Below are 14491 nucleotides of genomic sequence, written 5' to 3' on the forward strand. Positions count from 1 at the left end.
TCAGTTGTTAGAAAGATGATATTCGTAAGATTCAATTATTCTTTTCACGCCATTTTCTTTGATATAGACTTCTTTAAGCCTGCCGAAACTATCGTAATCATAAAAAGTGGTCATTCCTTTGGCATCTGTAGCTGTTCTTATTCCTACAAGAGGTGTGTATGTGAATGTGGTCACAAGGGCATTCGCTAGGTTGTTGTTCGTTCTCAATAACTCAATTTTATCGGCCGAAGGATTATCCAATTGAGATAACTCATTGATATTGGCAACGCTGAAAACGGCTTGTACAGCGGCCTGAACCTGGTTATATGTTGCATTTTTAATCTCTGCAATAGGATATTGCCCTTGATAAGACCAAAGGTAAACCAAATCCGAGACTCCGTTATGCACAATATATATAGGGTTATTATATGTATCATATTCCTTGTAAGTTACGTTTTCATGAGAGTATATATTTGTATTTATACCATTTTTATCATATGTTACAACATTACCCAGCCTTCCGTTTGCTTCGGAAAAATACAGCGCTTTGCGGAGCAGGTTCGAAAATGAATATGTAGTAAGCGATCCGCCAATATACCCACCATCTCTGAAAATCTTCTCTTCTACAATGTTCGATAGCATATTTTTACTAGTCATTTTATAATATTCCATCCCGTAATCCATGTAATTATAATCATTGACATACGAAAAAGTCCTTTTAAGTGTACTGCCATTGCTAAGTGTTGTGGCATGTTCTTTTAGCTGGTGCGTCGTATCATTAAATTTATAGATATCTGTGGTGGTTATACCGTCAATAGTTGTCTCCTTTTTATCCAAATAGATGTCAACGCTATTAAGGGGATGTGCCCTAATATAAAACAGAGTACTTCCATAAGATGGTTGTGGAAGAGGTGTCTTGATCATGGTATAGAATCCATTTTGTGAAAACAAACCTGGATACATATTATAGGCATAGACTATATTAATGCCATGATAATTATGATAAACGGCAGACCGATAATAATATTTTTCTTCTTTTTTAAGTTGATTAGAACTGTTGTACACCTTAAGATCATTTAATCTGCCATTTAACGGATTATCCAGCCTGACACTATGCTGGCTTACCATAGGCTCTTCATTGATAAAATGATGTATGGTATACCCTATAGCGTTTGTACCATTCTGAGTCTCCTTTACTGCGGAATAACCAACAGGAGAAGCAGTTCCATAAGGATTGGAGATATAATTATTAGCTCCTAAAACAAATTGTTCTAAAAGCACAATTAGGTGTACGGTACTTATTTCTTCTAGAATAATTTTCTCGTCCTTATATTCAATTGTGTAATTACAATTTTCTATTTGGTGATATTGAGGTTTTTCATGCAGTACACCGCTGCTTATGCCAGTTCCTTCTTTTGTATAGGTATAATTTGTAGACAATAGTTTTTCTCCTTTATCAATATCATTATATGCTGTTATATTTTTTATACGCAAGCCACAGCCTTTAGACTCATTTGTATTGACTGGTTTTGCAAAAGAGATGACCACCCTGAAATCGCCATGCTTGGAGTTAGATAACGTCTGGTCTCCCAATGCATCAGGAAGATCAACTTCAGCAATGTATTGCCCGGTGCTCAATGAAATAGAGACCTCCTTGTTCACTATTCCGCCTGGGACTGAGTTTATATGATTTGTATAACATTCGGGGCCACAATCAGCTGTCGCGACCAGCACTCTCCCTGTGCCATTTATCTTATAGATTTTCAGGGAGTGATTCATCACCTCATACCAGGTGTTTAACCCTCTTGCCACCGTCATAGCAAGCGAAATCTTAGAATCTTCCGTTAAAGTGAAATTGCAACTTTTTTTATCATTGGAATTGTTCCGGTCTGAAATATTATCTGTGTAATAAATTTCATTTTTAATTTCAGAAACGGTCGGTATGTAATAATCAACAAAACTATTCAGTTCATATTCAAATTCACGATACCCACCGGTTGGGTATTTAACGCCCTTTAATATTCCTGCCTTGGTATAACGCTCTTCACTGGCTCTGTTTGCGGGAACACCGCCAAGCCCATAAACTTTTAAATCTTTACACCATCCGAAAACATCTTTATATCTACTTTGGGATAGTAACCCAAAATATAAATATTCTATATTCGGCAAAAGAGATACATTGGGCTGCCCGTTATAATACCCCCAATAATCCATAGCATAAGATCCTTTTTTAGGCAACGTCTCCTCCTCATAATAGAAATCATAGCGATTGTCCGATACTGTATTTGTCTTATCCAGATAATTAATCGCGTTTAACTTTAATCGATTTAATGCATATTGCGAATCCGACAAGTAAGATTTCCCTATTGCTTTACCTACAAAATATCCATATTTAAATTCCAGTTGTTTAATTTCTGAATCTGCATTCTTAACCCGGGGTTCTATGGTAATTTTATCCAGCTTTAATCCATCTTTAAGATCGGTTCTTCCGGATGTTGTAAAAATAACTTTATAATTCGTCGTTTGTATACCCGTCAAAACAATCTCGGTTCCTTCTAGTGTCGTATAATCAGGATCTGTATGATTACTAATCCCAGATATTGGTACTATACCGTTAGGCGGGATGTTATTGCTATTGTCTGTAATCCTTTGGAAAGATTCGCCTCCTAAACTTGTCGAGCTATATGGTATTGTGGCATACGTATAATCTACCCTTTGTCCATTAGGATATATAGTATATTCCAATGCATAGTTAATAGAAGTTGTGGCAAATTGTTGAGATGGATCCGATATGGACGATCTCCTGTTAAAAAAGTGTTCAACACCACTGTCTGTTAATATGGTAAATCCATCGGTATAGAAATTGACACCTGCTAATATTTGTATGGCGTTTTCCCTATTTAATAAATAGATTTTCTTGTCTCTATGGTCCATTATAAACTTTCCGCTACCGCCCGGATATGAATAATAATAAACATCCGGATTTAGTTGCCCCATTCTATTATAAGATGTAATAGTCAGTTCTTCAAACCAGTTATTATGCATGGCTTCTGTGTAAACAGGACTGCAATATGTTTCAACAATGTTCCTTCCGCAAAGATTCATATATCCTAAAAAATCCAGATAGTCGTAACCGCCATCCACTTCGTCTGCTTTTCCTACACTATGTTTGGTGATAATTCCCCCGACGTTGAGATTCCAGCCCAACCCGACCCAGCTTGCCTCTTCATTTACCTTGATGCCTGAAGTATTATATCTCAGAGTGATCGGTATCTCAATAGCCCCATCTTTCAGATTGAATAAAGCTATAGAGATATCCGGAGTACCGTTATAAAGGCTTATAGGATTGTCTATAAATTTGCTAAAAGATGCCGCATTTGGCGTTTCTATTTTGGGAAATTGAGGATCTCTGTCATGAACAGGCGTTGCATTTTGTGCTTTAATCAGCGCAACAATGAAAAATAGAAGCGTGCTTACGATATATTTTTTACTTCTCATAAGGTTTAGATTTTTTTAATAAAGAGCTGTTAACAAGAAACGAAAGTGTATTGGTAACGATTTAGTTATGGTACTTATTGCACTTACTTTCCTCTCATTAGTCTTGACTGCTACGTTAATTACCTTTTCATTGGCCTGTCTTGGTTTCACAAAGTCTTATGTTCAATTGGCTTTTTACATATAGTCAAAGGGCCTCGTTCGCTCTGATCTAAAGGTATGCCTTTTTTTGAATCACCAAATTTTTTCTTGTGACAAATCAATTTCCAGTTATCAACGGCTTGTCAATAGCTTTACCCAAGCAACATAGAATACACTTCCTCTATCGAAGTCTGCCCTGTTTTGAATAAATGAAAAGCATTCCCCGAGAGGGTTGCAATTTGCTTTTCCTTTAGCAATTCATCTACCTTTGAACTGCCCTTTTTTACTTCATCAGCAAGGTCCTCATCAATCGGTATCACCTCGTAAATGGCTTTTCTTTTTCTATACCCGGTATTAAAGCACCGGGGGCAGCCTACGGGTATATAATGTGTTTCTACCTTTTCCGGAGATGTATATTTCCTGGGAAACAAAGATGCGTCAAAAGGCACTTCTTTTTTACAGTCCGTACATAATAACCTTACCAGCCTTTGGGCTACTGAAGTATTGAGTGTGTTCGCAATCAAAAAAGAAGGAATGCCCATATCCGTTAGTCTCGATATGGTTCCCCAGGCAGAATTGGTATGTATGGTAGATAATACCAAATGCCCGGTCAATGCCGCGCGTATCGCCATGTTGGCGGTTTCAGCATCCCTTATCTCACCCAACATGATAATATCAGGATCCTGCCTTAAAAAAGTACGCAGAGCTTTGGCAAAGGTGAGGCCGATATTTTCCCGCACCTGCACCTGGTTAATGCCTTCCAGGGTGTACTCGATCGGGTCTTCGATCGTTAATATATTTTTGGTAGAGAGGTTCAGGCGTTTTAAAGTAGCATACAAGGTTGTGGTTTTACCGGAGCCGGTTGGCCCGCTGATCAACACGATACCATAGGGCTTTTTTAACCCTTCAAGATAATTGTACAGGTCATTCTCAGAAAAACCCAGGCTTTCGAGCACAATATCCGTGGCATCGTTGCTCAATAAACGCAGCACTACTTTTTCACCATATAGTGCCGGCACTATAGATACACGGATGTCAAATTTATCATTGCCTTTATTAAAGAAAATCCGCCCATCCTGGGGCAGCCTTTTTTCAGCAATATCTAAATTGGCTGCTATTTTTATTTTATTGATCAGCGTGGGGTATTGCTTTTTTTCGATCAGGTAGCGCAGCACCAGCAATCCATCCACCCTGATCCTTACCCGGCAATCGTTCTCATAGGTTTCTATATGAATATCGCTGCTTTTAAGGTGCCGGGCTTCCGATATCAGATCGTCCAGGAAATGATCAGGGTTGCCCTCGTAATAATTATGCTGCAGCCGCTGGTCAGTAGTATCCCTTTTTGCATATTGTGCCTCCAGCTTTTGCAGCAGGGCCTGTTCATCTATCTTTTCAAATACAATCTTTTGGCCTGTTATGAGCTCCAGCTCTTCGGCCTGCTGTTGTAGTTTTTGGGGAAGTTCATTTTGTGAAGCATATAGCATCATACCAGTTTCGCTATAACAGGCAAACGCTACTTTATAACGCCAGGCTAATTCTGAGGTAATTAACTTGCTATATATCCCGTTATCGTTCATATACCTGGTGCGCAATTAAAGCGATGTATTGAGCCACTTATTGAAGAAAAATAGTATTGAAGGACAAATCATATTTAGTAAAAAAATAATTCACGATCAGCAATATCAATAATAGCACCGACTGATAACCTGCTAACGGAACCAGGTTGGTTTTTGAACTGGCCAATACCTGAATACCTATCAGCACAATAATCAACAATAATGAGCCAGTAAAGAACAATAAAAAATTAGCCGGTGAAAAAAGCGGGGCTATGCAAATCCAGAAAACCACATCGCCTGTCCCTAATTTTTTATTTACGAACTGTTTTAGGCTACGCTCTTTCAGGGCGTAATAACCAAACAGTATACCTACTACCAACCCCACCATTACACTGTTCGTTAAGCACTGGCTGAAGGTGGTTTTATATCCATAGGCTGTAATTCCATACATGACCATTACCAACCACAACCCTGCCAATAAAAAAACAGGTACCGCGCGCTCTTTAAAATCCATGTACGCGATACCAGCCAGCAATACACAGACCATTACTAACCATACTGCTTCCATAAATTGTTTTAATCAGGAACCGTTTCCGTCAGCTTTTTGTTATGGTCTATTTCCCATTGATTAAAAGTACCGTCCCCGTCAAAATCGGCCACTGCTGTTGCACGGGCTTTAAATCCCTTTGGTGATGCTTCTATGATCTCGATCCTGTAATTGGCCTGCCCGCCCTGCGTTGTCAGTTGCTGCTGTTCAAAAGAAATAGCTGAAAGATCATCTGTATAAGTAGAGTTCTCAAAAAAATAAGACCGCTCCAAAGTATACACATGTTGTAATTGCAATTTAGCTTCAGTGCTTTTGGCCTTGGAAATTAAAGGCATCAGACTGGGTAAAGCTAAAAGAACAAGGATGCCTATAATGATCAGCACCACTAGAACTTCAGTAAGTGTAAATGCTGCTAATTTTCGCTTAGCATGTTTTTGTATAGTATTTTTATCAGACAAGATCAATTACAGTGCTGCAAATGTACAAATATGTTTATTGTAAACCCGCTTTTTACAATTTATTAAGTCGTTTAATTTCCTTTTCCAGTTGTTCCATCCGCTTGTTAATATCAATCAGGTGCAGGGTCATCTCTTCTATTTTTTTTAATAAGGCAGCCTGGTTCATGCCTAGTTCAATACCATTTTTTGCTACTTCTTTGGCAGAGGGCACACCTTCCAGGTGGCCATTTTGCTGTATAAAATATTCTGTTTGTTGCAGCGTGGGCAGCTTATATGTTTTTTCCAATACATAATCCGGCCAGTTATTGTTTTCTACTTTGATTTCTTTAGCGCGGATTTTGCCATTTACAGACAATTTTTCGGTAGGAGTAGCAGTTCCAATACCAACACTGCCTCCATTCTCATTCAAAGCCAAAATTCCATATGCGTTGCCTGAAGCCTTAATAGAGCTTACGGAAGCATATCCATTTTGATTATCGGATATTTTCAGTGCCAGACTGGTATAACCACCACTGAGCGTATTAGGATTTCCAATAATTATTCCGCCGGCGCCTTGTGGGTCAATATTCAGTTTGGCCGATGGAGTTATTGTTCCGATGCCCACATTACCTGTATGATCGATGGTATAAATTTTGCTTGCTCCATATTTTATATCTAAATAGGCTTTGTTGGGATTGTCTCTCGAATTAATAAACCAGGGGCCACCGGTATGATAATAAGGTTGAATCGCTACTCTGTCAATATTTACCTCGTTAGTCACTACGGTTGTTTCCCGTTTACCGATATGCAAATTGGCGGAAGGATTAATAGTTCCAATGCCCACATTACCAGAGGCTGGGAATGTATTAGTTTGGGCCAAAACAGAAATGTGTGTTACGAATGATATAATACTAAAATACCTTTTCATCATTATGATTTTTATATTTTTAAAGGTCTCTTGTCTGCTTGAACATAAGGTTAGCAGCTATAAACTTTAATTCATTTATTTTTTAGCTTCAAGTTTCTCTATGCGTTGCTTTAAATTCTGTTTTTCCTTTTTTACTTCTATCAAATGTAACGTCAGCTCTTCGATCTTCTTTAGCAATATGGTCTGGCTGGCGCCTAATTCAAGACCGTTCTTTTCCACTTCTTTTGCAGAAAGGACTTCCGGCCAATACCCGTTTGCTTTGATAGAGCTTTCAACATTATATAAAGACCTTAATTTATAGCTGGAATCAAATACATAATCCGGCCAGTTGGCTGTTTCTACCTTGATTTCTTTAGCACGGATTTTTCCGTGGACAACGGTGGCTTTTATTGCTGCTATATTGGCACCGGCATTATTACATACATCTCCTGTGTATAAATTCCATTCCCACGTCATGGGTAATAATTTAGTTACCGTAAGGTCATTACCAGTTTGACTTAAAGCCTGCCACCCAGGTTCCCGTTTATGGATTTTACCTTTATGTAAACAGTTATAGGAGCAGCAATGCCAGTGTAGCAACTACCCGTATCCGAAATCTGGGAAAAGTATAATCGGTATTGCAATCAATAATAAAATTATAAGTACCATATGATATATAATAATTTTGCACTTACACAGCCTGTGTCACGCCATACTGCCGAATTTGCCCTCAGAAATTCAATATAGTCTCCTACCTGGTAGTTGGCCGGAAAGGTTACGGAGGTTTCATATACCTTATTATTCTGTGCAAAACGAAGAACAGGAATAACAATAAATATAAGAAATATGATATTTTTTTCATCTGTTTATTTTTTTAATTGCTGAAGTGAGATATAGAAAGCACTAGCGAAAAAACAAACAGCTAACCATTTAAAAAAATTGTTACCTAAAGCTTTGGCATACGTGCACTTTTTCATAAGCATATGTTTTCTAATACGGGCTGAGATTTACCAGCTTATTATTGGACACAGTTCTGTATTATTAATTCGCAGTAAATTGATAAAATAGCCTGGAAGTTAAATTTTAATATTAGTCAAATTCAATACGGCTCATTCAGTTAGGCACATATCAAATATAAAAAAACAACTTAAACAACTAGAAAAATTCAAAAAATAGGTAACCTCTTGCTATCGTTGATTTGGGAAATGCAATAAATAATATATGCTTTTTGCCTACTTTTATATTTACTATTGAAAAATAAATTTTCTGTTTATGGCCCGACCATATTTCTTATTGCTCTTCATTCTTTCTGTAGTCTGTGCAAAAGCCCAGTATTATGACGGCCGTGTACGTATTGACTCTGCAGACCGCTCTTATATTTTTCAGGTTACTGATAATGACAAGGCCACCAGCCGGTACGGGTTTTATTACTGGTTTAAATCCGGCCGGATCCATCGAACACAAGGTAGTTACTATGGCAAACTGTTGCACGGTAATTATAAAGTAGTTGACAAAGAACGGCACTTACTGGAAGAAGGTAAATTCAGAAATGGCAAAAAAGTGGGTCTTTGGCGTACATGGTATGAGAATGGTGTTTTAAGATCTACCTGGCGAAGACGCTATTTATTTTTTGGCAATCCTTACAACGTGAGTGAGTACGATATAAATGGCAACATTATCAAATCCGGCATAGAAACCAGAGGTCAGTTTAGCGGTTCACAAATTGAGTGGGTTGGCGACAGCAGCCGTATAGTTCGTTACAAAAAAGGCATTGCAGTAAATACTGATTCCACTCTTAGCCGATAGCAATTATGTTCTTCAGAAAAAAATTAAAGGCCTCATCCCTGTTATCAACTCTTATCTTAGCACTGGTTCTTTTTATTACCTGCTCCTTATTATTATTAAGCTTGTATTATTTCAAATATTTTCAAATAAAAGATGAAATAGCCGATCGGTTGCAAAACAATATCGAATCTTTAACCAATATTGCACTGGCTGATAATAAACTTTATGTTGATCCCTTCCAGGATAGCTTTTTGCTTTTTGAAAACAGTTTGGATTCCGGTTACATTATCCGGGAAATCTGGGGTATTTTTCCTTCAGCATCTCTAAAAGTGACGTGCAAGGGTCGAACTCAAACTACCGCATTTATGTATGGCGCCTCACGGCATCATTATGAATCAGCCACGCTATATTTAACAGATCATGACCGGCCGCTCTCCTTAACGGGAGATACCTATATTGAAGGAAACGTCTTCCTGCCCAAATCAGGAGTGAGAAGCGGCTTCTTTGATCAGAAAGGGTTTTCGGGAAAAAAATTAATAGAAGGCAATACAGATACCAGCCAAAAAAAGCTTCCTGTGCTTGCTGCTGCATTGACTAATCAGCTCAGGAGGCTGGCACAATTTATTACAGAAACGGAAAAAGGAGTGTCCCTATCGCAGGACATAACACAGTCTTTTTTTAGCGATGCGCAATATATCAGGGCTAACAAGTGGGGCAAATTAAGCAATAAGTCCCTGGCAGGAAGAATTATCGTTATCAGTGATTCAATAATTGAGGTAGATGAAAGCAGTCGCCTGAAAGATGTACTTCTGATAGCCCCATTCATACATTTTAAAGAAGGCTTTACCGGTTCTGTTCAGGCTTTTGCATTGGATAGTATTACTATCGAAACGGGCTGTCACCTTACCTACCCATCCGCTATCGTGGGAATCGGCAGACAGGATGTGTTAGGTAATACCGGTGCTACTGTAACGATGCATAGCGGGTGCCTTGTAGAAGGTATTATTATGTCTTTAATCGGCGAAGCAACATCCAACATCAGGCCAGTAATAAAAATCAATAAAATGGCGAATATTAACGGCCTGGTATACAACGAGGGATACACTTACCTTAATGGTAAAATTGCGGGAGCTATTTTTAGCGATTTCTTTTTTGAACAACGCGGTCCGATTAGTATGGAAAATATTTTAATTGATGCCACCATTGTAAAAAGCAAGTGGCTTGCTAACGCTAATTATTTTTCAGTATTTGATAATGCTTCCGTACAAAGGATTATAAAATGGCTATATTAAACTATTTCAACCCTGCATCCTTTTAATAGATTCCACGTGCGAATTCCATAAAATATTTCATTATCTTGCTATTACTATAATATTTCAAAAATTGCGCTTTTTAAAAATCAGATACAGATTAGCTGCTTATTCTATTATTGAAGTCATAGTAGCGCTTGTCATTTTATTATTCCTTTTCTTTATAGCCATAGAATTTTTCACCAATGTGGATAAGGCTGGATTTAATATCCAAAAAATAAATGCTTCTAATGCATTGGATACCTATATTTTTATTACGGACAGCACAGGAGATTATGTTACTGAAAAGAATGTAATCAATGGATGGATGGTGAGCCGCGAAGTTCAACCCTATGGAATGGCCGATAGCCTGGTAAGAGTTCAATATACTGTTTATAGAAAAGATCCGGCCCTGTCGCCCCTTATTGTAAAAGATCTTATACTAAGTACCCGGAAATAAAAGATAAGAGTTGTGTTTAACTAATACATATAATAAAAAGGAAGCAAAAAGAGGTAAAACAATATTTTCGGCATTCCAAGATATCAGTCTTAAAGCTTTTACATTACCGGAAATAGTCATCAGTCTTTTTCTTATGGGCGTGCTGTTTATGACCGGGTTTACCATTTATACGATCTTAGATAATCAGGCAAAAATGTTACAGGAGAAAAACAACTTTTATGCAGATTACTTTGTCCTTAAAAAAGCATTAAAAGATGATTTTAACAGAACAGGTACTGTTACCATTTCCGAAGATGGCAGGCAATTAAAAATACAACCAACAGCACCTTATGAAAGAAATAATGAACCTGTCTATTATATTTTTGATACCAGTTTTGTTGTGCGCTTTGCGGGTGATGCACTTGACACTTTACCACCAGGGGCTCAAATCGAAAGCTTCAGGCTCGCAGGTGATTCGACAGATCTTGTCGGTTTCGTAAAACTGCACAGCCAGTATAAGGGGAAATCATTTTTTACTTATCTTCAAAAAAAATATTCGGCAGAAGAAATTTTTTCAGCCGGCAAACCTGAACAGTGAGTGAACCTATCCAAATAAAATCCCTCAGGCAAAATCATGAACCTCGGTTTGAAAACGAGGCATCCCCTGCACTGGGAACCGACACCTCTTTTATGAAACAGTTGGAAATGCTGTTGTCTAAAGATATATCCGTTTCCGGCAAACCCTTTTCCGACAGAATAAAAGAATCATTTTACCTGGAGTTAGGTAGCCTTATGGACGCCGGGCTGGATATTAGAAGTTCGTTGCAGCTCATACGAGATGAGCAAAATAAAAAAGCGCCCAAGGCTATTATGACTGAACTACAGGATAAGGTAGTAAACGGCAAAAGCCTTTCTGCAGCCCTAAAAGAAAATAAAAGTTTTACCCCTTATGAATATTTTACGATTGAAATCGGAGAAGAAACCGGTAAACTAGTTGCTGTATTGCAGCAACTTTCGCTTTATTATAAAAGCAGGATCAAACAAAGGCGGCAAATTATCAGTGCACTCACCTATCCTCTTATTGTCTTAACTGTTGCGTTCTGCTCTGTATCATTTATGATGAACTATGTAGTACCGATGTTTGCGGATGTGTTTAAGCGCTTTGGAGGCGACCTGCCTTATCTTACACAACAGGTATTAAATGTATCGCAATTTATGCAGGCCTGGGCAGGACACATTTTGTTGTTCTTCTTTTTGCTTATTTTATTTATAATTATTAATCGAAAAAAACATTGGTATAAAAAACACAAAGACCGTTTACTGCAAAAAACACCTATAGTTAAAGGCATTATTTCCAAAATTTATTTAGCCAGATTTGCATCTACCATGCAGTTATTGCTAAGCGCAAAAGTGCCACTGGTACAAGGACTAGCATTAAGCAAACAGGTAATGGGCTTTTACCCGATTGAGCAGGCTCTTGCCCAAATGGAAGAGGATATTTTAAAAGGAATACCCCTGCACCAGAGCATGGCTGCGCAAAAAGTCTTTCCTTCTAAAATGGTAGCCCTCGTGAAAGTAGGTGAAGAAGTAAACCAGTTAGAGCTCTTCTTTAAAAACCTGGCAGAACGTTATACCGAAGACCTGGATTACCAGACCATGCAAATAAGCAAGTTTATAGAACCGGCTATTATTATCATACTTGGCCTTGTTGTTGGCGTTGTCTTAATTGCTATGTATTTACCGATGTTTAATATGGGGAATACTATCGGATAGCAATTTGCCTCTAATGGCACGCCATGTCAGGATTAAAGTAAAGATCAAAAATTTTCTTTTTCCAGTACGTGTACTGCCTGTCAGTACAAAATCTATTTAAAATAGGGTATAAAATAAGAGAACGATCATAGTTCAAAGTTATTTTGCGTGAGATTGATGTTAATGTTTTACCTTCAAAACAGGGCTGTTATATTCAGCATTGATGAATGGCCCGTATAATACTTAAATGTAAACGTTTGTCGTTTTCAATGAAGCGCTTATTTTCTTTACGAATTCAATAGCAGCTTACTTGTAGGAAACGCTTTCAATAGCCGCTAGCATTTCTTTTATACTAAATGGCTTACTGATAAAATGATCTGCACAAGCCTCATCTATATTACTAAACTGATGTGCCGACATAATAATCACAGCTATATGGCTTGTTAAGGCATTTTCTTTTATTTGTTTACACAACTCAATGCCGTTACCATCAGGTAACATAATATCCAGTATGATAACGTCAGGAAATTTTGCGGCCAGTTCCACTTCCAGGTCATGGGCAGAAGCTCCCATTCTTACTTCATAATGCGCTCGCTTTAAAATATATTCTAACGAATAGCGTATGTCGTTATCATCCTCTATAATTAAAACACTTTTTTTCACACCCAATAGTTATTAACTTTAAAATTACTTAACTTCTCTTTTGTGGAATCGTAAATGTAAAAGCCGATCCGCGGCCTTCTTTACTATGTACCCGGATGGTACCTCCATGCCTGTGGACTATTTGGGCCACTATATATAACCCCAATCCTATTCCGGAAGAAGCTCCCTTTTTATAGGAAGTAACACGAAAGAAACGTTCAAATATTCGTTCCTGGTCAGCCTCAGATATACCACAGCCTTCATCCTGGATGGTAATCGCCACCTGATGAGAATGACACTCTGCTAAAACCTTTATAGTGCTTCCTTTCGGAGAATATTTGATCGCATTGGACAGAAGGTTGGTTATTACCTGCCCGATACGTTCTTTATCAGCAGTAACCATTGCAGGCTCCTTTATATTCAAATCAAAGCGATGATCGGTGGTGCGTTTGATCTCATCAACCCGTTCTTTGATCAATTCTGTAATATCGAAGATCTCATAATCCAATAGTAATTCTCCCTCCGCTATGCGGGTAGTATCCAAAAGCATATTTATCAGCGTTACCAACCGGCGTATCTGTACAGTAAGCCTGCTGATCAGCTCGTTGTCATCCTTATTTCCTGCCTCCTTCAATCTTTCCTGTAATATCTCTGCATACACTCCCATGCTCGTAACAGGAGTTTTCAATTCATGACTGGCTACACTAATAAATTCATCTCTTAATTTAAGCAATTTTTTTAGGCGCTGCTCGCTTTCGCGGAGGGCTTCCTCGGCCCGCACGCGCTCAACCCTGGTCCAGATACGTTCACTGAGTTCACGCATTAATCCGATTTCGTCCTCCTTCCAGTCCCGTGGCTGATTATCGCTCACTGTTAAAGTTAAGCGCCACTCATTATTGTGTACGAGCGGTATATTCACATAAGCGCCAATATGTAGTGAAGCATACCTGAGTGCAACATCTTTCGGAAACAATTTCGTATCCCGCACAATCTCTGGCCTTCCGGAGCGCATTAATCGCCTCACTTCATCACTGTGATGCGCTTCAATATGATATACATCGCTGGGGATAACGCCATCACCTGGTTGCCACATTTGCAAGCGGGTTACTGTTCCTTTAGATTCATCTACCTCAGAAATCGCACAAAAGGCAGCATTGAAGTGCAAACAAATCTTCTCACAAAGCAGGTATAATGTTTTATTAATGTCTGTAGTTACAACCAGTTCTTCACTTATCTCGGCAAGTAGCGCAAGCGCCGCTTCGTGACGTTTACGCTCTGTAATGTCGATCGTTGACAGCAGAAATCCGTCTTCCACTTTAGCTACGGTTTGCAAAAACCAACCGTCGAATTGTTCATATTTGTAGTAGTGCTCTTGTGTTATAGAAACGCCGGTTTCAGTTACCCGTTTGAAGTCGTCGAACAATCCAGTTTCGATAACTGCCGGGTTGTATGTCAACAGCCGCTTTCCCACCATAGCACCATATAGTTCGTTCCAACGCTTATTGGTCATCACCCATTCAAA

The 14491-nt window shown here is 38.5% G+C and carries 13 protein-coding genes and 1 pseudogene; 5 read left to right on the forward strand and 9 right to left on the reverse strand.

Annotated features, from left to right (window positions below; translation table 11 throughout):
- The 7 genes and pseudogenes from ACYVBM_RS22375 to ACYVBM_RS22405 all read right to left on the reverse strand — a co-directional run bounded on the left by ACYVBM_RS22375 (position 1) and on the right by ACYVBM_RS22405 (position 7539).
- A complete protein-coding gene (locus ACYVBM_RS22375; RefSeq protein WP_460687928.1) occupies positions 1-3477 on the reverse strand; it encodes a hypothetical protein in 3477 nt (1158 codons plus the stop codon).
- 290 nt (positions 3478-3767) lie between these two features.
- Entirely contained in the window at positions 3768-5192 is a 1425-nt protein-coding gene (locus ACYVBM_RS22380; RefSeq protein WP_460687929.1) for a GspE/PulE family protein, read from the reverse strand.
- Positions 5193-5229: 37 nt separating this feature from the next.
- Entirely contained in the window at positions 5230-5739 is a 510-nt protein-coding gene (locus ACYVBM_RS22385; RefSeq protein WP_460687930.1) for a hypothetical protein, read from the reverse strand.
- Between the two features lie 8 nt (positions 5740-5747).
- A complete protein-coding gene (locus tag ACYVBM_RS22390; protein ID WP_460687942.1) occupies positions 5748-6053 on the reverse strand; it encodes a hypothetical protein in 306 nt (101 codons plus the stop codon).
- A gap of 15 nt (positions 6054-6068) precedes the next feature.
- A pseudogene (locus tag ACYVBM_RS22395) lies at positions 6069-6182 on the reverse strand (prepilin-type N-terminal cleavage/methylation domain-containing protein); the annotation flags it as partial.
- Positions 6183-6228: 46 nt separating this feature from the next.
- Entirely contained in the window at positions 6229-7086 is an 858-nt protein-coding gene (locus ACYVBM_RS22400) for a hypothetical protein (protein WP_460687931.1), read from the reverse strand.
- Between the two features lie 72 nt (positions 7087-7158).
- On the reverse strand, positions 7159-7539 hold the full coding sequence (locus tag ACYVBM_RS22405; protein WP_460687932.1) for a hypothetical protein: 381 nt from the start codon (positions 7537-7539) through the stop codon (positions 7159-7161).
- 795 nt (positions 7540-8334) lie between these two features.
- On the opposite strand from ACYVBM_RS22405, the gene ACYVBM_RS22410 reads away from it, so the two are divergent.
- From ACYVBM_RS22410 to ACYVBM_RS22430, 5 genes are all read left to right on the forward strand, one after another.
- The gene (locus tag ACYVBM_RS22410; RefSeq protein ID WP_460687933.1) at positions 8335-8868 is read left to right on the forward strand and encodes a toxin-antitoxin system YwqK family antitoxin; all 534 of its coding nucleotides are present in this window, start codon (positions 8335-8337) and stop codon (positions 8866-8868) included.
- A gap of 149 nt (positions 8869-9017) precedes the next feature.
- The gene (locus ACYVBM_RS22415) at positions 9018-10139 is read left to right on the forward strand and encodes a hypothetical protein (RefSeq protein WP_460687934.1); all 1122 of its coding nucleotides are present in this window, start codon (positions 9018-9020) and stop codon (positions 10137-10139) included.
- A 91-nt stretch (positions 10140-10230) separates the two neighbouring features.
- Positions 10231-10596 (forward strand): type II secretion system protein, encoded by a 366-nt coding sequence (locus ACYVBM_RS22420; RefSeq protein ID WP_460687935.1) that lies wholly within the window; start codon positions 10231-10233, stop codon positions 10594-10596.
- A gap of 133 nt (positions 10597-10729) precedes the next feature.
- Positions 10730-11173: a hypothetical protein gene (locus tag ACYVBM_RS22425; protein WP_460687936.1), complete on the forward strand. Its 444-nt coding sequence runs from the start codon at positions 10730-10732 to the stop codon at positions 11171-11173.
- Positions 11170-12348 carry a type II secretion system F family protein gene (locus ACYVBM_RS22430; protein ID WP_460687937.1) on the forward strand — a complete coding sequence of 393 codons (1179 nt, stop codon included), beginning with the start codon at positions 11170-11172 and terminating at the stop codon, positions 12346-12348. Before ACYVBM_RS22425 ends, ACYVBM_RS22430 begins: the two co-directional genes overlap by 4 nt.
- Positions 12349-12633: 285 nt before the next feature.
- Here ACYVBM_RS22430 and ACYVBM_RS22435 read toward each other — a convergent pair whose 3' ends face one another.
- Both ACYVBM_RS22435 and ACYVBM_RS22440 read right to left on the reverse strand, forming a co-directional pair.
- Positions 12634-12990: a response regulator transcription factor gene (locus tag ACYVBM_RS22435; protein WP_460687938.1), complete on the reverse strand. Its 357-nt coding sequence runs from the start codon at positions 12988-12990 to the stop codon at positions 12634-12636.
- Positions 12991-13018: 28 nt separating this feature from the next.
- On the reverse strand, positions 13019-14491 hold a 1473-nt coding region (locus ACYVBM_RS22440), incomplete at its 5' end, for a sensor histidine kinase (protein WP_460687939.1).

The organism is Niabella aquatica (assembly GCF_054779315.1).